Consider the following 19,690-nt stretch of genomic DNA (forward strand, 5'->3'; position numbering starts at 1 on the left):
CAAAAAAGAAATTCATTTTATATAGTAGAGGTATTGCTAACTAATGACTGACATACTAAGCAAAAAATTAGAATCAAAATTAGATAAGAAACTAATTTCAAAATCCAAAAAAAGAACTTTGGATGATGGTTTTAAGAAAGGAAAAGTAGTCAATGAAGTTTTAGACAAACCAACTGTCATGACTTTGTACAAAATGATAACAGATCATGTAATTGCATATGTCAATGGTGCAGTAAGTGCTGGAAAGGAATCTGTATTGTTTTGGGGAGTTGATGAAAATGATTCTAGTGTTGCATTGAAAATTTATCTTGTTAGTACTTCTAATTTTAAAAAACGAGAACCATACATTCTAGGTGATCCTAGATTCTCAAATGTGAAAAAAGGAACAAAAAATCTTGTTTATCTCTGGGCAAAAAAAGAATACCGTAATCTAACTCAATGCTTTGAGGCTGGAATCCCAGTCCCAAGACCACTCTATGTGACAAATAATGTGCTTGCAATGGAGTTTGTGGGTGAAAATGGCACCCCTGCCAAACCATTACTTAATTCACAAGTAGATGAAGATGACTACAAACAGGCCATCCAAATTATTTTAGATATGTATGAAAAGGCAAAGTTGGTCCATGGGGATTTTTCAGAGTATAACATCTTCAAAACCCAAAATGGATTGGTTGTTTTTGATTTGGGTTCTGCAGTCGATTTGAGACACCCTAATACTCAAGAATTTCTTAAGAGAGACATTAATAACATTACAAGGTTCTTCAAAAAAAGAGGAGTTTCTGTTGAAGATCCAGATGAATTGTTTGAGGATATTGTAAAATGAGCTTTGAAAAATTACTACGAATACCAAATGATAGGATTGCAGTACTAATTGGCAAATCTGGAAATGTCAAATCTAAAATTGAAACAGCATGTCATGTCATTTTGGATATTGATGGTGAGACTGGAGAAGTTCTAATAAAGTCTGATGGCGATGTTGAGAAGATCCAACCATTCAAAGCAATGGAAATTGTTACAGCAATTGGTAGAGGTTTTTCTCCTGAAAATGCTATGACTCTGTTAAAAGGAGAAAACACATTGCACGTTATAGATCTCAGAGAATTTGCTGGAAAATCTAATGCAAATGTTGAAAGGATAAAAGGGAGAATTATTGGAGAAGGTGGTAGAGCAAGAAGAAACATGGAAAATCTTAGCAGTACACACATCTCAGTTTATGGAAAAACAGTTTCAATTATTGGTGATGCAAGTAAATTACGATTAGCAGTTGATGCAATATCTTCCATATCAAGTGGAAGTATGCATGGCGCAGTTTATGATAAACTAGAAGCTGCAAATAGAAAAGAAAAACAAGAAAAAATGAAATTGTGGGAAGATCAAGATGTCTTCGATTAAAGAAAAATTTAATCAAATTTCTCCTAGTGAGTTTTTCTATAGTAACCGTGACTTGGCTGGATTTAGTAATCCTACTCGTTCACTATATACTGCTGTCAGGGAATTTGTTGAAAATGCCCTTGATGCCTGTGATCAGAAGGGAATTCTACCTGATGTACACCTAACAATCAAGGCTGTAGAGCCTGATAAACCCGACCCAAAACCATACATCTTGACTGTAAAGGATAATGGACCTGGTGTTGATGCAAAACATATTCCACTTGCATTTGGAACTGTTCTTTATGGTTCAAAATTTGGATTAAAACAAGCAAGAGGGATGTTTGGTCTTGGTGCAACAATGGCAATTCTATATGGTCAAATTACTACAAACAAACCAGTAATTGTAAAAAGCTGTGCTGATGGACAAACTCAAAATCAATTTGAAATATTATTGGACATTCAAAAAAACAAACCAGTAATTGTAAAACATAATACAAAAGAAGCTTCTAAGAAAGGACTTTCTGTTAGTATTTGTTTAGAGGGGGATTATTCCAAAGCAGGAAACAAAATTAGAGATTATGTCTATGAAACATCACTAATTACTCCTTATGCAACAATAACATTTGATGATCCTAAAGGACAAAAATTCCAACATCCTAGATTTGTAAAAGAAATTCCACCTCCACCAACAATCATCAGACCACATCCACATGGAATTGATGTTGAAAGAATTAGAAGGATGATCGTTGAATCCCAATTTGAAATTCCAACAATTGATGATGTAATGATTGAAAAAGTGAGAAAAGATTTGGGATTATCCAAACAAAATCTTAGCTTTACTGCAATAATGACAAAAGCAAAAAAGAAATGGAAAAATCTTTCTCGTCAGGTACGTGTTGTCATAGCTTTGTTGTCCTTTTTGAAAATGGATTTTGAAAAACTAAGTAAAATTAGAATTGAAGACCTTGATGTCCCAAACAAAAAATTACACTATTGGGACTTTGGTGATTCTCAATCAAAAACAGTTGATATGGATCCTGAAAGTCAATATTATAAGCAACTTACCAACACTGTTCAAGGTGAACCGCTAACTACTTTTCTTACCAAAAGATTCCAGCGTGTTGGACCTACTACTGCTGTTAAGTTTGCAGAGTTTGCAAAATTCAAGCCTGAAAAACGTATGGGAACTCTTACCAATCAAGAACTAGTAAACTTGAGTGACTCACTTCAGAAATTCGATGATTTCATGGCTCCAGATTCCAGTTGTTTGGCCCCATTGGGTGAATCTCCACTTGAAAAAGGAATCAAGAAATTTTTCAACCCTGACTTTGTTGCAGTAGTTCAACGCCCAGCATCTGCATATTCAGGATTTCCATTTATTGTTGAAATGGGAATAGCATATGGTGGTGACATTAAATCAGGTGGCCCTCATGTGTATAGATATGCAAATAGAATTCCTTTACTTTACGATGAAGGAAGTGATGTGGTTCTCAAGGTTGTAAATGATACAGACTGGGGACGGTACAAAGTAAAAGGTGATCCACCGTTTATCATAGTCTCTCATATTTGTTCAACTAGAATTCCTTACAAGACTGCAGGAAAAGAAAATGTTGCAGACAGACAAGAAATTGAACGTGAACTCAGACTAGGACTACAATTCTTATCAAGAAAATTAGCTGCATTCATGTCTAAAAGAGGACAAGCAGAAATGGCAAAAAAGAGAGCCAATCTTTATGCAAAGTATATTCCAATGATCGCAGAGTTTTGTACTGAACTTGCTGGAAAGAAAAAAGAACCTAATTACAAGAAAATTTTAGAGGAACTAGAACCTGTTGAGACTAAACAAGCAGAACCCAAACTAGTAGAGGAGGAAAAACCAATTGAAAGCAAGTGAGAAAAAAGCAAAAGAGATCAGCAAAAAGGCTAAAGAAAAACAAAAAACAATTCTTGAATCTCTAAAAAGCCATGGTGCAAAAATCTATGAAGATTTAGAAAATGGACAATTCCCAAAATTCTCCATTCCAAGTAGATCTGTAAGTAACATCGTTTATGATAAAAAATTAAGACAATATATTCTAGGAAACTCATCTGCATTAAGAAGTGCAAAGAATTCAGCACAACTCCGTTCATTTACGCAACTAATGTGGCTAGCATTTTTTGCAAATCGTCTTACTCAAGAGAAAAAATCTTCCACATTAAGAGATGTGTACTATTCCTCACAAGCATTTGCCATTGAATTTGATGATCAGTCTGAATCAGATAACATCATTGTGGATTTAGAGGCAGTAACTTCAAGACCTAGAGAAGACTTTCACATCTTCCCTGAGGAGAGGAGCTCTATCTTTGGTGATTTGAATATTGAATATACAATTCCTGGATATGAGGGTAAAACAATGAATCTCTCAAACCATCCAGACGGTTATTCTATTGGGCCTAGTCTGACTACTGCTGAACTAGTTGATACTAGTGCTGAAATTGTAATTGCAATTGAGAAAGGTGGTCTCTTTACAAGATTCGTTGAAGAACAAGTAGATAAAAAATTCAAATCAATCATAATCAATACTGGAGGACAAGCTCCACGTTCCACTAGAACTCTGCTAAAACGTCTTCATGATGAAATGGGATTACCTGTTATCATTTTGACTGATGGGGATGTGTATGGAGAACATATTGCTATGGTGATAAAATCAGGTTCTGCAAATGCTGCACACCTTAGAGAGTTGACAGTGCCTGATGCAAAATGGGTTGGAGTTTGGGCAACTGATATTGAAAAATACAAACTACCAACAATTCCAATGACTGAGTCTGATATTAAGAGATGTTATGATTTACAAAAGGATCCAAGATATGAATCAGGAATTTGGAAAAAGGAATTGGAAGTATTTTTGAGATTAAAGAGAAAAGCAGAATTGGAGGCCTTTGCAAAATATGGCCTTACAAACATCACTGACAAGTATCTTCCACAGAAATTAGAATTAGCAAAAAGTTTGTAGCTATTTTATTCGTAGTGTTAATACACCATTACGATATTTGAAATCAAATATTTGCATATCGTTTGCACCTTCTATTGGAACTTCTTTTGAGAATCCTGCAGTTCCTCTAATGTAGAGCATCCCATCTACCAATCTTACTGCAATTTTATCTTCAGGACCTGGAACTTCTGCTACAAAGACAAACTCCCCTTCTCCTTTGATTAAATCATACACCCAGTTCTTTTGCTCTTGTTCTCTTGATTGTGTGTAGAGTGGTTTCTGGTCTTTTGTCATCTTTTTCAAGACTCTTACCCAGTAAAACATTGTAAGTGCTGCTGCACCAATCAAGAAGAAACTAACAAAGCCTGAATCTGCTCTCTGAGTCATTATGTAAATTACTCCTAAAAATAATATCACAATAATAGGAATTACAAAATTTAGAGATTGTTCATTTGAATATGCTCCCTTGTAACTTGACAAACAGTAACAATTTGGGCTGACCAAATATAAAGTATCTTTGGTTTTTATTACCATTTTTTCAAATTTGAGCTATTGTCTGAAGATGAAAAACCTGCAAAATTAACAAAAAAAGAAATTTTTCTTAGAGGAAGTATAATTGCATTAATCACTACTGTTCCATCCCTTATTGTATTTGTTCTAGTTTGGTTTTTCCTTGATGATGTTATGATTGGAGCAATTTCAGGTGCAATATCTCACTTTGTTGCAATGGGATTTTCTTTGAAGATATCAAAAAAACTCCTAGTCAAAAAATGACATGGGATCATGTTTTATTGTAATGGAGTAGTTGAAAAATTATGGATTCAAAGATTGAAAACGATCTGATCTCTGAAATTCATCTAAATTCCATTCAAACCAAAGTGTATTTGCTTGTTACTTGTTATGGAAAAATGTCTGCTAAAACAATTTCAGAAAAACTAAAGATCTCTTTAGAAGATGCCCAAAATGCAGCAAATGATCTAATGAATTTGGGTGCATTCATTGATATTTCTGAAACTGAATTTGAGGCAATGCATCCTAGATTTACTGTAGTTAACATGTATAGACGAATGTGTGAGCGAGAAAATATTGTGTTTAAGCGAAACAAGGTTGTTGACAGTATAGGTGTGATTCTTGAAAAGCCATATGATGATGCAAGAACTAAATAATACTACGATTTTTGAAGACCATTGACTATTGATACTGAAACTTGTAAACACCAGCCAGTTTACTTTGGTGTAGTTAACATAAACATAGATGAAAGAACAATTGGTTCCGTTGATGTATGGCGATGTGGTGTATGTAAAAAGAGATTCTGTGAGGAAAAGCAACTTGGAATTGAAGAACTGGCTGATCTTGTAGGGATGCCAAAAATTGATCCAGATGCAAAATGGGGAGTTACCGTTTGTAAATTACAACAGGGAAAATACAAGTGGAAACTAGTAAAATTAAAAGAAAATGGTGAAATTAAGCACGAATGCCTTGATGAAACGATTATTCCTCTAACAGTCAAAGATTACAAAGTCGAGGATGACAAACACTGGAGCTTTTTGATTGATGATAATGTCAACAAAGCAGTTGAAATTTAATTTTTAACATGGAAATCAAAGTTCACATAAATGATATTCATGGCAGTCAGATGGCTGCAAAGATTAATGGTAAATTCACTGTTGATGAACATGAATTTCATTTTACTGCAATAGCATTTGGAAGGATTGGTGGACAAAATGTTGGAGCAAAGCTTTCCAAAACAACTGAAAAAGAATTAGAAAAACTAGGTTATGATGTTGATGAAGTAATAATGGAGTTACAAAGACATCTACTTCAAGGTGATATGTCTTTACCTGAAGGGCTTAAAAAAGAATCATTTGTTGATGATTAAAATTCTGCTTCTTCTAATGCTTTAGCACAAGAACAACTTCTATCTTTAGGGATTTTTTCAATTAATTCTGTTAAAATTTTCTTTGTACCTTCAACATTTTTTGAAAGTGTCTCTAAAACTTCTTTTGCAGTTACTGGTTTTTCTGCCCAAACATCGTAATCAGTTACTGTGGATATTGATGCATAACAAATCTGTGCTTCTCTTGCTAATTGACATTCTGGAACTAGAGTCATTCCAATAATATCTGCACCTGTTGTTCTGTAGAATTTTGATTCTGCTTTTGTAGAAAATCTTGGTCCTTCAATACAGACATAGGTGCAGTCTTTGTGAATGTGCATATCTAAACTATCTGTAACTTGTGTAATTGATGATTGCAATTCTGGACAGAATGGATCTGCTACTGAAATATGAATGACTCTGCCATCTTCAGAAAACGAACCGTCTCTTGATTTTGTGAAATCTATAAACTGTGATGGTAACACAAAGTGCCCTGGTGTCAGTTCTTCTTTTAGACTGCCAACAGCTGATGGTGCAATAATTCGTGTGACTCCAAGCTCTTTGAATGCCCAAATATTTGCTTTAAAATTAATCATGTGTGGTGGAATTGTGTGTTTTTTCCCATGTCTTGGCAAAAATGCAATCTTTCTTCCCTTGAATGTTCCAACAGTAATTGTGTCTGATGGTCTTCCATATGGTGTATCTATATCTACTTCTTTTGCATCTTCAAGTAATCCTGAATCATAAATTCCAGTTCCTCCAAAAATTCCAATCTCTACGTCTTTTTCCATTAGTATTTCACCAGTGATTTACAATCATACTTGCTAATTCCTTTCATACCGTTAAGATCTGTTAGTTCTATGATAAATGCAAAGCCAACAATACTTCCTCCAACTTTTTCAATTAGTTTTGCAGCTGCCTTGGCAGTTCCACCAGTAGCTAGTAGATCATCGCAAATGAGTACTCTTTGTCCTTCTTCTATGATGTCTTTTTGAATTTCTATTGTGTCTTTACCATATTCAATTGTGTATGAAATTTTTGTGGTCTTTCCAGGTAACTTTCCTGCTTTTCTAATCATCATCATGCCTTTGTTGTATCTTGTGGCCAAGATGCATGCTAGAATGAATCCTCTTGATTCTATCCCTGCAAATATATCTACATTTTTTGGATGAAAATACTTTGAAAATTCATCTGCAATTGATTCCATTGCAGATGGATCTTTTAGGATTGGGCTAAAGTCTCTAAATAAAATTCCTTTTTTAGGAAAATTTGGGTATTCTGCTATTTTGTCTCTTAGATTCATACTAGCTGCTAAATTTAGGTGAAATAAAAATTGTTTGAGATTAATTTATCTCAAAAGTGGTTTCGCCTGAAGAAAATGCATCTGATACTTTAATTGTGTATGTTCCTGGTGCAGTTTCTGCAGGAATTATCCATGGTTGGTTAATTTCTCCTCCTGATGATGCAACAAATTCTAATGAATCTAAAACTGATCCATCTGCTGAAACTATGTCAATTTGTACTGTTTGACTAACTCCAATTATCTTGATTTGCATTGAATCCCCAACACCTGGAATGTTAATTCCTTCTTCAACGGTTATTTGAATTCCTTCTGCTACTGTGGAAACCACTTCGATTTCTATTGTGTGGAAGTTTGAGCCACTTTTTGCATTAATTGACCACATACCGCTTTTTCCATCTGTTGGAATTCTAAATGCACTTTCAGAAATCTTTCCATTTTTATCTGAAAAAGTATCTCTTTCTTTTATGATATTTCCATCAGGATCTGCTAAAGATATCGTTAGCAAGACATTTGCGCCTGTATCTCCTAGAATTAGAATAGAATCACCTGGAGTATAGTCTAATTTTGTAGTGTTAATTTGAATTTCTCCTGAACCTGTTTGCAATCCTACTGTAAAGACTTCTGAACTTTGTGAAGTTCCTTTACTAGCTACAGCCGAGTATACTCCTGATGCAAATCCTGTCAAGTCTAGTTCATGTTTTGCAGTACCATCTGGTTCTAATGTAATGGAAATTGTATCTCCTTTTGGTTTATCGGATGGATCTATGATCAACAAACTAACAATTTCAGAAGCTTTTCCTGTGATTGAAATAAATGCTGTATCTCCTGCACTATAATTGAGTTCATCAAATTCTACATTAACTGGTGTTGTAGGTAATTGTCCCAGTCCTGCAAATATGAATTCAATATCTTTTTCTTGTGTTGCAATTAAGGTGTATGTTCCTTTAGGTGATGATTGGTCTGTATCGTATTCAAACTCTACATATCCTGATTCATCTGGTTGAATAATGTCTGAAAATAATTCTTTACCTTGTGGATCTTCTAAAATAAACTCAATTGGTTTGTTAGGCAAGGCAGTTCCATTAAATGTCATTACTTCTCCTGGTTCAAACTTTAATTTGTCTGGTGCAACGATTATTATTTTGTCAGATTCCACAGTCCATGATTTTAGTATACTTTCTCGCCCGTCAGTAATTGTTGCACTGTATTTGCCAAATGGTGTGTCTAGTGCAACTATGATTGGTTCATCCAACTCCCAATTCCCTTTAGCATCAATTTCTGCTGTTCTTGAATTAATAATCTCTCCATCCGGATTCGTTATTTCTGAAGTAATTGCACTATTGGGGGCCCCTGTACCTGAAATCTCTAATAAATCTCCTCTATGAATCACATTTGGTAATCCTTTTACTGTGAGTTTGATATTTTCTGTCACTGGAATTCTATTTTCTATCTGTCCTATTCTTAGACTGATCTTTTTCTCTTCTCCTTCACTGTCTTTGACTTTAAAATCTACTCTGTCTGCATTTTGATTTTCTGGAATCTTCATTGTTGTAATAAAGTGACCGTTCTCATCTGTTACAAAACTGCCAATTTTTGAACTATCTATGTAAAAGTCAAATTCTTCTGAAGATCCAAAATGATCTCCAGTTACTCTGATTGATGAACCGGCATTGGGTTTTTCTGGAACTATTCTAAAGATTGAATCTGAAAGAATTCCTGTTTCTGTTGGTGTTTCCACTGGCTTGTCTTCGGTGTTTTCTACTGGCTTGATTTCGGTATTTTCTACAACTTTGGGTAACTCTTTTGGTAGTACTTTGCCCATACCCTGTTGTTCACTTTTTGTATCCATTGCTTTCCAGTTGATTCCTGGATTTTTGTTGTCTGTTTTTACTCCAAATTTCACTGATTCTCCTTTCTTGATTGGTTCAGAAGTGGTAAAAATGATAACTCCTTGTGGGGTTTTTTCACCTACCCATCCTTTTTCAGTCTTAAAAGATTCAAACGTAAAATCTGAACCTAACCAAATTCTAAAAGTATTGATTTCTTTATCTAAATCATTTGTAAACTCTATGATTGTTGTTTCCTCTAGACTAATACTGTTAGCATTAATCTCTTCCCCATACACATTATCTGGAATTGAAATTAATGTTATTGAAAATAATAGTACAATTGAAAGGAAAACTCCTCTCACAGAGGATTTACTCATTATATTCAAACTAGTCATCTCTCACTTAAACCTTAAAGGTTTTTTTCTCTTTTTCTATTTGTAAATTCAGGATTTTTCATGAGCAAACTTCTTAAGCTTTGGCCTTTTGAAATTTATCTAAATCTGGTTTTGCATTGACATTCTGATATTGTCTAATTCGCTCTGCAACTAATCTGTATAATGATCTGAATTGGTCTTTAGTTTTATCTGATAGAAAACTGGTTTCCTCTAATGCAATTTTTTCACAAATGTATCTGGTAATATCTTCTTTGTTGAATTGACCCCAATCATCATCACTATGCTCTTGCCAAATCTTTCTTAATTTTTCTAAATTACCCTTACCATCTTTTGATAGCACATCTTCAGGTGCAAGATTTGAAAACCCTTCACGTCTCAACTTGATTTCATAAGTCTGATTTACAGGATGTAAATAATCTTCAAGCACGATATAATCTTCAATTGATTCAAGCTTTTTTCCTTCCAATTCAAAGAAAATTGTTTGAATTGGTGAAAATTCATTTGAAACTAGTTGTGCAGAAATTTGTTTAGATTCTTCAGTATTATCTAATAGAATAAAGGTTCTATATCCATGATTTCTATAAAATATTGCCAAAGGTAAAACTGAATTTTTGTTATATGCTGCAACAACATTTAGTGGATTCATTGAAATGTTTGGGTCTTGTAAGAATTTGTCAAATGCATTTAGGTACATTGAATCTGACATTGTCTCTACGATGATCACTGGTCTGGAGTTTGTTCCTATCTCTCTGTCTACTATTGATTCTACCTGACCTCTAGACAACCCATACAAAATTGGTGTTAGTGTTTTATCATCTGCATTCCAATAATCATAAAATATTCGGCTTAGGTGCTTTCGTTTGTCTAACTCTACAACAAGTAAATTTCCTGGGGTATAATCAAATATCATAAATGGTGAGTGTGTTGCATACAAAACTTGGTTTGAACCTGCTAGGTTTTTTAGCAAATCTGAAATTCCCATCTGTTGCGTTGGATGAAGATTTCTTGCTGGTTCATCTAAAAGTAAAATTGCTTCTTTTAGTTCTGCTCTTTGTGTTTCAGCTGCAAAGTTTACAATAAAAGAGAACGTCCATTTGAAACCTTCTGCTCTTCTATTTAATAATCCTGTATTAGTTACTGTACCATCTCTGTGAACATCTGAAATTACAACACTCATGATGTTTCCTGGATTGTATCTCAAGTCTACATGAATTGGATCTCCTTTCCATGCTGGATTCAGTTTACTAGTTAATCTATTGCTTGCAGCGTTTAGTAATTTGATACACTTTGATGGACTCTCTTTTACTTCCTCTAACTCATTCATATCCAATTCTGCTAGATAGAAGAGATTTCTTACTGTCTCTGCCTTATCAAACTCTTCAACATATTCAATAGAATCTGCCCTATCTCCTTTTTCTTCTCTGAGATATTCATTAAGATTTATGTTTCCATAGATTTTTTTGTAATCTGAAAAGTAAACAAATCTTGGATGTAGTTCTGATTCTATGAAATTTTGCAGGGCAATTTTTTCACTCTTGCCACTAAGTAAATTTGAAAATTGATTTTCTGGATTCTCATAGATCTTTTCCCATTCTTCAATTACTTTTGGTTCTTGCATTGCAACAACATGAAATTGATTACTAAATTCTGCCATTCCTCTGTCAAATGATTCTTGATTATTTGGAACATCTCCTTCAAAGAAAGATGTGTTAATCTGAATTCTAAGATGATTTGGAATTGTATCTAAAAACTCTATAATTTGTTTTGAGAAATTCTCCCATGAATTAAGTCCCTTGTTCTCTTCTTCACCAAGTTCAATATCGTCAAATTCGTACTGCACTTTGGGATGTTGATTTGTTCGAAATAATCTAATTTTTTTCATTTCTGGCAGACCTGGAAATTTTTCTTTTAGCATTTCCATCTCGTTTTGATTTAGTTCGAATTCTCCTTCTGCTAGTCTGATTTCCTCCTTGAGCTCGTCACTCATTTCATCACAAAGATCTAATTCTGAAACTTGTTCGCCTCTATTCAAAAGAGTCAATGCTTGTAAAATGGTAGTTTTACCACTTTCATTTCTTCCAATAAATGCTGCCAAATCTCCAACTGTAATCTCTCCAGAATCATGAATGCAACGATATGCCCTAACTCTGAATTTTCTAAGTCGCATCTAGCGATATTTAGTCGGCTACGATTTAACTCATTCGTCAAATTGATCTGAAGTCAAAGGTTTTGCTAAATAGATATAGGGGAAACAGTAATTTTAAAACAAAATGGCATCAAAGAGAATTTTTATTGTATTTGTCTTACCAGTAATTTTCTCAATTGCTTTTGGTTCTGCTGTTATGGGTGATATTCTACAAGAACCTGGTCGAGAATTGAACATGATGCCTTCAGCACCTTCTTCAGGAGGATCTCATAGTTCTGGAGTAAGTTCTCATAGTTCTGATATTGATATAATTGGACTTTCTAAATCATATTCAACTTCTGAACCCGTAGAGATATTTGTACAAGTTTCTGATTCTCATTTTGATTGTGGAGATCTTTATGTGACAATTTATTCTGGTGACGATGTAGTTACCCAAGGTGGATTCCTTGAACAATGTTTTGCTGAAAAAAAGGCATTAATTCCAATTGGGGACAAATTCTCTGAAATTATTGATACTGCTGGATCCTACAAGATTGTAGCACAAATGATATCTAAAGATCTAAAAAACATCTCCACTGGTGAAGAATTTACTGTTAAATAGTAATACTATATGGAAAATATGAAATTAAATTTAAAAAATAAGGTGATTTGATGGCAAAGAAAAAAGAAGAATTAGTTGATGAAGCAAAGAAAATCAAAGCAGAAATTGATGCATTAAAAAAGAAAACAGAAATTTTAGATTCTAAACCTAAAAAATCTACAAAGAAAGCAGAAGCAAAACCTGCAAAGAAAACAACAAAGAAAGCAGAAGCAAAACCTGCAAAGAAAACAACAAAGAAAGCAGAAGCAAAACCTGCAAAGAAAACAACAAAGAAAGCAGAAGCAAAACCTGCAAAGAAAACAACAAAGAAAGCAGAAGCAAAACCTGCAAAGAAAACAACAAAGAAAGCAGAAGCAAAACCTGCAAAGAAAACAACAAAGAAAGCAGAAGCAAAACCTGCAAAGAAAACAACAAAGAAAGCAGAAGCAAAACCCGAAAAACCTAAAAAATTAACTAAGAAAGAATTAGAAGAACAAAAAAGAATAGAAGAATTAACCCCTGAAGAAGAATTAGAAGAGCAATTATCTGATGAAGAAATTGAAAATTTCCAAATCGAAAAAGTAGACATGGAAAGACTCACAAACAAAGTTTGTGATATTTTGGCTGAACGTGAATCAGAAGGAATGTTTCAAAGTGAATTGTGGAAAAAACTCAAACTTACAAGCCGTGATGGTTCCCGTCTATCGTTAAAACTTGAAAGAATTGGTTTTATTACTAGAGAAAAAATGCTTGAAAAAAATCGTTGGACATACAAATTAATTTTAAAGAAAACTCCAATTAGTACACAATCAATTGAGAACTCTCCCTGTTTGGTTTGTCCTGTTGAACAGAAATGCTCACTTGAAGGTGAAATCAGTCCTAGAAACTGTCAATTCATTGAAGATTGGGTAATTGCTGAGATGAAAAAACCTGCGAAGGCCAAATGAAACTATTAGATGCACGAAAAGATCACTATCGAAAATTAGCACATGAGCAAGGTTTTCGAAGCAGAGCTGCATACAAACTCAAAGAACTAAATCAATCTTATCGAATTATTGGTCCTGGTTTTTACGTTCTTGACCTTGGTTGTGCTCCTGGTGGTTGGACCCAGATGGCTGTCAAACTAGCAGGAAATCAGGGCAAAGTTATGGGAATTGACTTGTCTTATGTTGAAGAAATCCCTGGGGCAGAAATTTTGAGAGGTGATATTGAAGATGAAAATGTTGTTGATGATGTGATGTCTTATTTTGAGCGTAAAGTTAATGCTGTGATTTGTGATCTTTCTCCAAAGGTTAGTGGAAATTGGTCTGTTGATCATGCAAAACAAATTTCTCTAAATTATGATTGCACCAAAATCATGGATAAAGTATTGGCACACAAAGGTAATGCTGTATTCAAGGTCTTTGATGGTGAATACTCTATGGAGTTTAGGGACTATGTTAAGAAAAAATTTGCAAGAATAAATCTTACAAAACCTAAAGCTAGTAGAAAACAAAGTAGTGAGTTATACTATGTATGTTTAGGCTTTATTGGATAGATTGGAAAATCTCTGTTATTTGATTAATTTTTGCATCAGTTCGAAATCCTGTTGGATTAAATGATGTTATGCTAGCAACAAAACCCCTTTTTTGTAAATTCTCTATAACATCATCTAGTTTAGGTGGAGATGATTTCATTTTTTTTGCAACTTCATCTAATGTGTAGTATGTTACAGGCATTTCTGCTTCTAAAAGACATTTGTTTAGGGTTTTTTCACAAACTTTGTCTACTTGTAAATTTGGAATTTGAATTAACATATTTTCAACAAATTCTTTATCAAAAATTTTCCCAATCCATAGCGGACCTGCAATTCCACTTTTTGATTTACACAACTCACACTCTTGTTTTTGCTCTAATGAAATTTTCCGATGTCCACAATTTTTACAATGTATAATGTATCCAATGTTTTCTTTTTGATCAGGTCGGTTTCGAACCTTAACATATGTTCTATAGTAATGCATGTCACTTTCTACAAACATTGGTTCAACTTCAACTCCTAATCTTGCTGCTACAATTCTTAGACAACCAAGCACCAATCTAATTGCTATCTCATTTCCATATTCTGCTCTAACTGGAATTCCACCATATTTTCTCTTACAGGCATCCTGAAAGAGCCCATTTAACACCTGTAAATCTGTGGCTGCAGTTGATAATATCCCTCCATGCATGGTTGCTCTTATTCCACAATCAAAAAATGCTGCAGGGGATCCAAATGGATCAATATCTACAATTGAACCTCTTTCCCCTTTTTTTGAATAATTACTAAAAAATCTGCATACTTCTTTTTCAATAAATTCTACATTTTTGATTTCATTAAGATTGGCTGAGTATTCTGCCATTTTTAATGCGGTTGGATTTAGATCATTGATTACTAAATTGTCAATTTCTAATTCATTTGCAACTCGTAATCCTCTTGCACCAATTCCTGATAATCCTTCTAAGAAAATCTTTGGTCCTTGAAAATTTTTTAGAAATGCAGCATATGCGACAATTGAAAAGTCTCTATTCAGTCTTGCTTTTGGATTAAAAAATGCTGGTTCTTTTGGTGGAACTTTTTCTGTAATTGAACCCTTTGGAACTAACAACTTTGTTTTTCCTTCAACAATTTCTTGAAGAGATTCATTTGGTATTTCCAATTATTCTTCTATTTTTTCAAAGCCTATAACGGTTTAATACTTGCGCTTTAAGACAAAATTTGTGCAAATTTGTGGGGTTGATGATGCTGGACGTGGTTCTATGTTAGGTCCACTAGTAATTTCTGGAATATCTATTGAGAAACGAAAATTAAGAAAACTTTCTTCTCTAGGTGTTAAAGATTCAAAGAAACTTTCTCCAAAAAACAGAGAACTTCTTTACAAAAAAATTATTGAATTCGTTGATGATTATTACGTTGTTAAGATTCCGCCAAGATCTATTGATGCCAGTGTAAAGAAACATGGTTTGAATGAATTAGAGGCAAAATACATGGCAAAAGTTGTTTCAAAATTAGATCCTGATACATCATATGTTGATTCCTGTGATGTAAATCCTAAAAGATTTGGAAAAGAGATATCTAAATTATCTGATAACCATAAAATCAAATCCTACCATCATGCAGATAGTAGATTTGTTGTTGTATCTGCAGCCTCAATCCTTGCCAAGGTTACGCGTGATAGGGCAATTGAAAGGCTTCAAAAAAATCATGATTTGGGAAGCGGATATCCATCTGATTCCAAAACTGTGAAATTTGTGACTAAATATTACAAATCTAATCATTTTCTTCCTACATTTGTGAGAAAAAGCTGGAAACCAGTTCAAAAAATCTTGAATAATTAATCTCTAAATTTTGCAATAACTATTGCATGGTCTTTATCATATGGATGCAAATCAATTGATTGTAATATCTCAAACTTTGATTGCAGTTTCTGTGTTTCTTCTTCTACAATTTTTTTTGGTGATTTTGTTACGTCAATACTTCTTGTTTTAATTACTAGAAAGAAATAACCACCTTTCTTTAGAAACATTCCACAGTTATCTATCGCAATTTCTGTTTGATCAGGTTGTGCAATATCAACATAGACTACATCTACTTTTCCAAATACTGAAAAATACTCTTTTGGTCTTCGTGCATCTTGTAGAATTGGCATAATATTTTTTCTATAAGCTGCAACTCTATCTAAAAAATCTCTTGCAACTCTACTTGCATGTTCTACGGCAAACACAATCCCACTAGGACCTACAATATCTGAAATATGACTTACAGTTGTTCCAGTTGATGCACCTAGATACAACACTTTGGTTTTATTTTCAAAAGGAAAATCTTCTAACTCATTCATTATTGCAGCTGCTAATTTACTTCTAAATGGATCCCATAATCTGTATTCTATTCCTTTTTTTACAATTAGTTTTTCTTTGTATACTTGATTGCCTGGTACTAAATTTTCAGTAGCTAATTTTTGCTGACCTTCTGATTTTATCCAGAAAAATGATGGATTATCTTCTTCCAAACTGTTTTCTCTTTTTATTTTTATTTGAACCTGGTCTGTCATCTCTACGTCCGCCTCTGTCATCTCTACGTCCGCCTCTGTCATCTCTACGTCCGCCTCTGTCATCTCTACGTCCGCCTCTGTCATCTCTACGTCCGCCTCTGTCATCTCTACGTCCGCCTCTGTCATCTCTACGTCCGCCTCTGTCATCTCTACGTCTTGAATTGTCTCTAAAGTTGCCTCCATCTCGTCTAAATGACTCTGGTCTTCTGATGTCTTTTTCAGTTGGATTTTCATACTTTTTGCCAATTTCATCTACTCTGACATTGAGCTTTTCAAGTAGAGTATTGTTTAGTCCCTCTCCATACACGTCAACTCTGGCAGCAATGACTGCTTTTGCAGCAATAGCACGTGCAATCTTTCCTCTTTGCCATCTAGGTGCAGCATGAACCATTGCGTGTTGGAACAACAATCCATGCTTTGGTGGTTGGGAACCTGTCTTCAATGATCTAAACAATGCTTTTTCAGCTCCAAGAACTTGAATTGTACTTGCTGGAAGTGATGCTAATCTCTTTAGACTACCAGCTCTTCCTAAAATTCTAGCACCAACTGCAGTACCAAGTATTGCAGAAAGATTTGGTGCAATTGTTACCATTTCAGATTCAACATGCTCTTCAAGTTTTTTACGCAAATCATGAAAATCTAAAATTTGTTTTGCAATTGATTGGACAATTGTTAAATTAACATCTGATATGTCTCCTCCTCTACTTTTTGTAGAAATCAAAGATAACATCTCAACTTTTGATTCTGGAAAACCTGCATCTTCAAAAACTTGCTTTGTTAATGATTCACGTTTTCCTGCCATAACAATTTGTGCATATCCGTTAATGCTGTCAATAATATTGTCTAGTTCAGGAAAGTGTAATCCGTACCATTCCCTTAATCGTGAACTAAGAGCATTTGCAATTTTATCAATTTCATCTAATGAATTAATTGCTTGAATAATATGAAGATCTGGACTTTCAGATACTTCTGTAACTTTTGAAGATGATAATCCTAAAGCAAATTCTCGTAGTTTTCCTAATGCGTCTTGAGGATTAGATGCAAAACCTGAATCCACAATGATTTGTGGTTTTGATGATTGAATTATTTCTAATTTTGAATCCTCCATTATCTGTGAATCTATGTTATTTTTTTTTAAAATTGCAAGTAATGATTCATCACTTACTGCAACACCTCTCTGAATTGAAATTAAATAATTAATGAGCTCATTTAACCTTGATTCTTTATTTTTCACTAAAAGATATTCTTTAACTGAATTTGAGAAAGGAAATGCTTTTTCAAGTTTGCCATCATTGAAAACTGATATTCCCAATTCTGTTAAAATCACAGAATACATGTCTAGTTCAATCTAAATCACCTTTAAAAAAGGTACTAGAATCACAAATCAACTGTTATATTCGAAACTACCCTCATTAATCAAAGTGGAGCCCAATCTTGCAACTTCCATAGGTCCAATTCAATTAGATAGACCCGTAATGCTGGCCTCTGGAATTTTAGGAATATCTTTAGATGTTTTTAATCGTCTTTATCGCTCAGGAGCAGGAGCAGTTGTTACAAAATCACTTAGTACTGAACCTTGGGAGGGATATCCAAATCCAACTATCTTTAGTGTCAAAGGAGGCGGATGGATTAATGCTGTGGGATTATCAAATCCTGGTGCAGAAAATTTTGCAAAAATGATTGAACCAAATCAAGACGTACCAATTATCGTGAGTCTTGTAGGTTCTGTTCCTGAAGACTTTGAAAAAATGATAAAACAATTTGAAAACTGTAAAGTTACAGCGTATGAACTGAATTTATCTTGTCCCCATGTAGCTAAAGTCGGATTAGAGGTAGGTGATGATCCTGAACTCGTAAAGAAAATTGTAACTACTGTCAAAAATTCAACCAATGTACCTGTCATTGCTAAAGTTGGTCTGGGAACTACCCATTATCTTAACACCGTAGGCACTGCGGTTGAATCTGGAATTGATGCAATCACTGCTATTAACACAGTTAGGTCAATGGCAATAGATGTTGAAACACAACGTCCTATTTTGAGTAACAAATTTGGAGGACTATCTGGAACTCCAATCAAACCAATTGCATTAAGATGTGTGTATGAAATTTCATCCAAGTACGACATTCCAATTATTGGATGTGGTGGTATTTCTACTTGGGAAGATGCTGTTGAATTTTTCTTGGCAGGAGCTTCTGCTGTACAACTTGGAAGTGCAATAGGTGATAACTGGATAGATGTGTTTAATGAAATCAATACAGGAATTTTACGATATATGGAGAAAAAAAATTATTCAAAAATTGAGGAGATGGTAGGTCTTGCAAAGAAATCATAATCATACAACAATTGTCACAGTTGAAAAAGTAATTGATGAAACCCCTACTGTTAGAACTTTAGTTTTCTCTGATGAAGTAATGTCAAATGTTCTTCCAGGCCAATTTGCAATGGTTTGGATTCCAGGAATCAATGAGTTGCCAATGAGTGTTATGATTTCAGATGAATCTGGAAAAGCAGCATTTACTGTTAGAAAACATGGAGCAGCTTCTACTGGTCTATTTAATGTACAAGTAGGACAACAAATTGGAATTCGTGGACCTTATGGAAACTCTTTTGATCTTAAAGAAGGAAAACTGTTGTTAGTTGGTGGTGGAACTGGTCTTGTTCCAATGATGCGATTACTAACACATGTAAAACCTACAGATGATGTAACTGTTCTAATTGGTGCAAAGTCTGAGGATGAGGTATTCTTTGAAGACTTGGCAAACAAACTTCTGACAAACAACTCTCACAAAGTAATCGTATCAACTGATGATGGAAGCTATGGCGAAAAAGGCTTTGTCACTGACTTAGTTGAAAAACATGTGGAGCAAACCAAATTTGATGGAGTATATGTCTGTGGACCTGAAATAATGATGTACAAAACAGTTCAATCTGCTCATTCTAGAGGTATTTTTGTCCAGGCCAGCCTTGAGAGAATGATGAAATGTGGTGTTGGGATTTGTGGTAGCTGCTGTGTGGGTGAAGATCTAGTATGCAAGGATGGAACCGTCTTTGATGGTCAGCATCTGTCTCAAAACAAGGAATTTGGTAAATTTCACAGAAACAAGGCTGGAATATTAGAAAATTATTAGATTTGACCAGCAAGGTTTAAAA

22 protein-coding genes are annotated in these 19,690 nt (G+C 34.2%); 14 read left to right on the forward strand and 8 right to left on the reverse strand.

Annotated features, from left to right (window positions below; all coding sequences use genetic code 11):
* Positions 1-43 precede the first annotated feature (43 nt).
* Genes ACQY22_RS05330 through ACQY22_RS05345 form a run of 4 tightly spaced genes read left to right on the forward strand, consistent with a single transcriptional unit; the run spans position 44 to position 4,364 of the window.
* Positions 44-823, forward strand: coding sequence for a serine protein kinase RIO (locus ACQY22_RS05330; protein WP_428325472.1), 780 nt, complete (start codon positions 44-46; stop codon positions 821-823).
* On the forward strand, positions 820-1,392 hold the full coding sequence (locus ACQY22_RS05335; protein WP_428325473.1) for a KH domain-containing protein: 573 nt from the start codon (positions 820-822) through the stop codon (positions 1,390-1,392). Before ACQY22_RS05330 ends, ACQY22_RS05335 begins: the two co-directional genes overlap by 4 nt.
* Complete coding sequence (locus tag ACQY22_RS05340; protein WP_428325474.1) at positions 1,379-3,265, forward strand: DNA topoisomerase VI subunit B; 1,887 nt, start codon at positions 1,379-1,381, stop codon at positions 3,263-3,265. Before ACQY22_RS05335 ends, ACQY22_RS05340 begins: the two co-directional genes overlap by 14 nt.
* Complete coding sequence (locus ACQY22_RS05345) at positions 3,252-4,364, forward strand: DNA topoisomerase IV subunit A (protein WP_428325475.1); 1,113 nt, start codon at positions 3,252-3,254, stop codon at positions 4,362-4,364. Before ACQY22_RS05340 ends, ACQY22_RS05345 begins: the two co-directional genes overlap by 14 nt.
* Here the strand turns inward: ACQY22_RS05345 and ACQY22_RS05350 are convergent, their stop codons facing one another.
* On the reverse strand, positions 4,365-4,877 hold the full coding sequence (locus ACQY22_RS05350; protein WP_428325476.1) for an Hsp20/alpha crystallin family protein: 513 nt from the start codon (positions 4,875-4,877) through the stop codon (positions 4,365-4,367).
* 18 nt (positions 4,878-4,895) lie between these two features.
* Between ACQY22_RS05350 and ACQY22_RS05355 the strand changes: the two genes are divergently transcribed.
* Genes ACQY22_RS05355 through ACQY22_RS05370 form a run of 4 tightly spaced genes read left to right on the forward strand, consistent with a single transcriptional unit; the run spans position 4,896 to position 6,222 of the window.
* Positions 4,896-5,117, forward strand: coding sequence for a hypothetical protein (locus ACQY22_RS05355; protein ID WP_428325477.1), 222 nt, complete (start codon positions 4,896-4,898; stop codon positions 5,115-5,117).
* A gap of 41 nt (positions 5,118-5,158) precedes the next feature.
* Positions 5,159-5,509, forward strand: coding sequence for a hypothetical protein (locus ACQY22_RS05360; protein WP_428325478.1), 351 nt, complete (start codon positions 5,159-5,161; stop codon positions 5,507-5,509).
* A 21-nt stretch (positions 5,510-5,530) separates the two neighbouring features.
* Entirely contained in the window at positions 5,531-5,929 is a 399-nt protein-coding gene (locus ACQY22_RS05365) for a hypothetical protein (RefSeq protein ID WP_428325479.1), read from the forward strand.
* 8 nt (positions 5,930-5,937) lie between these two features.
* Positions 5,938-6,222: a hypothetical protein gene (locus ACQY22_RS05370; protein ID WP_428325480.1), complete on the forward strand. Its 285-nt coding sequence runs from the start codon at positions 5,938-5,940 to the stop codon at positions 6,220-6,222.
* Here ACQY22_RS05370 and ACQY22_RS05375 read toward each other — a convergent pair.
* The 4 genes from ACQY22_RS05375 to ACQY22_RS05390 all read right to left on the reverse strand — a co-directional run bounded on the left by ACQY22_RS05375 (position 6,219) and on the right by ACQY22_RS05390 (position 11,913).
* Entirely contained in the window at positions 6,219-7,010 is a 792-nt protein-coding gene (locus ACQY22_RS05375; RefSeq protein WP_428325481.1) for an S-methyl-5'-thioadenosine phosphorylase, read from the reverse strand. The genes ACQY22_RS05370 and ACQY22_RS05375 overlap by 4 nt on opposite strands.
* Complete coding sequence (locus tag ACQY22_RS05380) at positions 7,010-7,522, reverse strand: adenine phosphoribosyltransferase (RefSeq protein ID WP_428325482.1); 513 nt, start codon at positions 7,520-7,522, stop codon at positions 7,010-7,012. Before ACQY22_RS05380 ends, ACQY22_RS05375 begins: the two co-directional genes overlap by 1 nt.
* Before the next feature lie 40 nt (positions 7,523-7,562).
* Complete coding sequence (locus ACQY22_RS05385; protein ID WP_428325483.1) at positions 7,563-9,728, reverse strand: biofilm-associated protein; 2,166 nt, start codon at positions 9,726-9,728, stop codon at positions 7,563-7,565.
* 91 nt (positions 9,729-9,819) lie between these two features.
* The gene (locus ACQY22_RS05390; protein WP_428325484.1) at positions 9,820-11,913 is read right to left on the reverse strand and encodes an AAA family ATPase; all 2,094 of its coding nucleotides are present in this window, start codon (positions 11,911-11,913) and stop codon (positions 9,820-9,822) included.
* A 103-nt stretch (positions 11,914-12,016) separates the two neighbouring features.
* Between ACQY22_RS05390 and ACQY22_RS05395 the strand changes: the two genes are divergently transcribed.
* From ACQY22_RS05395 to ACQY22_RS05405, 3 genes are read left to right on the forward strand one after another with little or no spacing between them, the layout of a single operon-like run.
* Complete coding sequence (locus ACQY22_RS05395) at positions 12,017-12,493, forward strand: hypothetical protein (RefSeq protein WP_428325485.1); 477 nt, start codon at positions 12,017-12,019, stop codon at positions 12,491-12,493.
* A gap of 50 nt (positions 12,494-12,543) precedes the next feature.
* Positions 12,544-13,419 (forward strand): transcriptional regulator, encoded by an 876-nt coding sequence (locus ACQY22_RS05400; RefSeq protein WP_428325486.1) that lies wholly within the window; start codon positions 12,544-12,546, stop codon positions 13,417-13,419.
* Positions 13,416-14,009 carry an RlmE family RNA methyltransferase gene (locus ACQY22_RS05405; protein WP_428325487.1) on the forward strand — a complete coding sequence of 198 codons (594 nt, stop codon included), beginning with the start codon at positions 13,416-13,418 and terminating at the stop codon, positions 14,007-14,009. The genes ACQY22_RS05400 and ACQY22_RS05405 overlap by 4 nt, the downstream gene beginning before the upstream one ends.
* Here the strand turns inward: ACQY22_RS05405 and ACQY22_RS05410 are convergent.
* Positions 13,999-15,147: a tRNA (guanine(10)-N(2))-dimethyltransferase gene (locus ACQY22_RS05410; RefSeq protein WP_428325488.1), complete on the reverse strand. Its 1,149-nt coding sequence runs from the start codon at positions 15,145-15,147 to the stop codon at positions 13,999-14,001. The genes ACQY22_RS05405 and ACQY22_RS05410 overlap by 11 nt on opposite strands.
* Positions 15,148-15,208: 61 nt before the next feature.
* Between ACQY22_RS05410 and rnhB the strand changes: the two genes are divergently transcribed.
* Positions 15,209-15,826, forward strand: a complete 618-nt coding sequence (rnhB, locus tag ACQY22_RS05415) for a ribonuclease HII (RefSeq protein ID WP_428325489.1) — start codon at positions 15,209-15,211, stop codon at positions 15,824-15,826.
* On the opposite strand, the gene ACQY22_RS05420 is transcribed toward rnhB, so the two are convergent.
* Both ACQY22_RS05420 and ACQY22_RS05425 read right to left on the reverse strand, forming a co-directional pair.
* Positions 15,823-16,497 carry a fibrillarin-like rRNA/tRNA 2'-O-methyltransferase gene (locus ACQY22_RS05420; protein ID WP_428325490.1) on the reverse strand — a complete coding sequence of 225 codons (675 nt, stop codon included), beginning with the start codon at positions 16,495-16,497 and terminating at the stop codon, positions 15,823-15,825. The genes rnhB and ACQY22_RS05420 overlap by 4 nt on opposite strands.
* Positions 16,484-17,875: an NOP5/NOP56 family protein gene (locus ACQY22_RS05425; protein WP_428325491.1), complete on the reverse strand. Its 1,392-nt coding sequence runs from the start codon at positions 17,873-17,875 to the stop codon at positions 16,484-16,486. The genes ACQY22_RS05420 and ACQY22_RS05425 overlap by 14 nt, the downstream gene beginning before the upstream one ends.
* An 85-nt stretch (positions 17,876-17,960) precedes the next feature.
* Here ACQY22_RS05425 and ACQY22_RS05430 point away from each other — a divergent pair, with 85 nt between their 5' ends.
* Together ACQY22_RS05430 and ACQY22_RS05435 are read left to right on the forward strand one after the other, a co-directional pair.
* The gene (locus ACQY22_RS05430) at positions 17,961-18,872 is read left to right on the forward strand and encodes a dihydroorotate dehydrogenase (protein ID WP_428325492.1); all 912 of its coding nucleotides are present in this window, start codon (positions 17,961-17,963) and stop codon (positions 18,870-18,872) included.
* A complete protein-coding gene (locus tag ACQY22_RS05435) occupies positions 18,856-19,668 on the forward strand; it encodes a dihydroorotate dehydrogenase electron transfer subunit (RefSeq protein WP_428325493.1) in 813 nt (270 codons plus the stop codon). Before ACQY22_RS05430 ends, ACQY22_RS05435 begins: the two co-directional genes overlap by 17 nt.
* The last annotated feature ends 22 nt before the right edge of the window (positions 19,669-19,690 follow it).

The sequence above is a fragment of the Candidatus Nitrosopumilus sp. genome (genome assembly GCF_965263415.1).
GTDB lineage: Archaea > Thermoproteota > Nitrososphaeria > Nitrososphaerales > Nitrosopumilaceae > Nitrosopumilus.

What these genes read in the sequence shown, in the direction of transcription:
- ACQY22_RS05380 (WP_428325482.1), bottom strand. Translation starts at nt 7,522, where the DNA reads ATGAATCTAAGAGACAAAATAGCAGAATACCCAAATTTTCCTAAAAAA.
- ACQY22_RS05425 (WP_428325491.1), bottom strand. Translation starts at nt 17,875, where the DNA reads ATGTATTCTGTGATTTTAACAGAATTGGGAATATCAGTTTTCAATGAT.
- ACQY22_RS05330 (WP_428325472.1), top strand. Translation starts at nt 44, where the DNA reads ATGACTGACATACTAAGCAAAAAATTAGAATCAAAATTAGATAAGAAA.
- ACQY22_RS05350 (WP_428325476.1), bottom strand. Translation starts at nt 4,877, where the DNA reads ATGGTAATAAAAACCAAAGATACTTTATATTTGGTCAGCCCAAATTGT.
- ACQY22_RS05370 (WP_428325480.1), top strand. Translation starts at nt 5,938, where the DNA reads ATGGAAATCAAAGTTCACATAAATGATATTCATGGCAGTCAGATGGCT.
- ACQY22_RS05405 (WP_428325487.1), top strand. Translation starts at nt 13,416, where the DNA reads ATGAAACTATTAGATGCACGAAAAGATCACTATCGAAAATTAGCACAT.
- ACQY22_RS05390 (WP_428325484.1), bottom strand. Translation starts at nt 11,913, where the DNA reads ATGCGACTTAGAAAATTCAGAGTTAGGGCATATCGTTGCATTCATGAT.
- ACQY22_RS05385 (WP_428325483.1), bottom strand. Translation starts at nt 9,728, where the DNA reads ATGAGTAAATCCTCTGTGAGAGGAGTTTTCCTTTCAATTGTACTATTA.
- ACQY22_RS05335 (WP_428325473.1), top strand. Translation starts at nt 820, where the DNA reads ATGAGCTTTGAAAAATTACTACGAATACCAAATGATAGGATTGCAGTA.
- ACQY22_RS05400 (WP_428325486.1), top strand. Translation starts at nt 12,544, where the DNA reads ATGGCAAAGAAAAAAGAAGAATTAGTTGATGAAGCAAAGAAAATCAAA.
- ACQY22_RS05360 (WP_428325478.1), top strand. Translation starts at nt 5,159, where the DNA reads ATGGATTCAAAGATTGAAAACGATCTGATCTCTGAAATTCATCTAAAT.
- ACQY22_RS05340 (WP_428325474.1), top strand. Translation starts at nt 1,379, where the DNA reads ATGTCTTCGATTAAAGAAAAATTTAATCAAATTTCTCCTAGTGAGTTT.
- ACQY22_RS05375 (WP_428325481.1), bottom strand. Translation starts at nt 7,010, where the DNA reads ATGGAAAAAGACGTAGAGATTGGAATTTTTGGAGGAACTGGAATTTAT.
- ACQY22_RS05395 (WP_428325485.1), top strand. Translation starts at nt 12,017, where the DNA reads ATGGCATCAAAGAGAATTTTTATTGTATTTGTCTTACCAGTAATTTTC.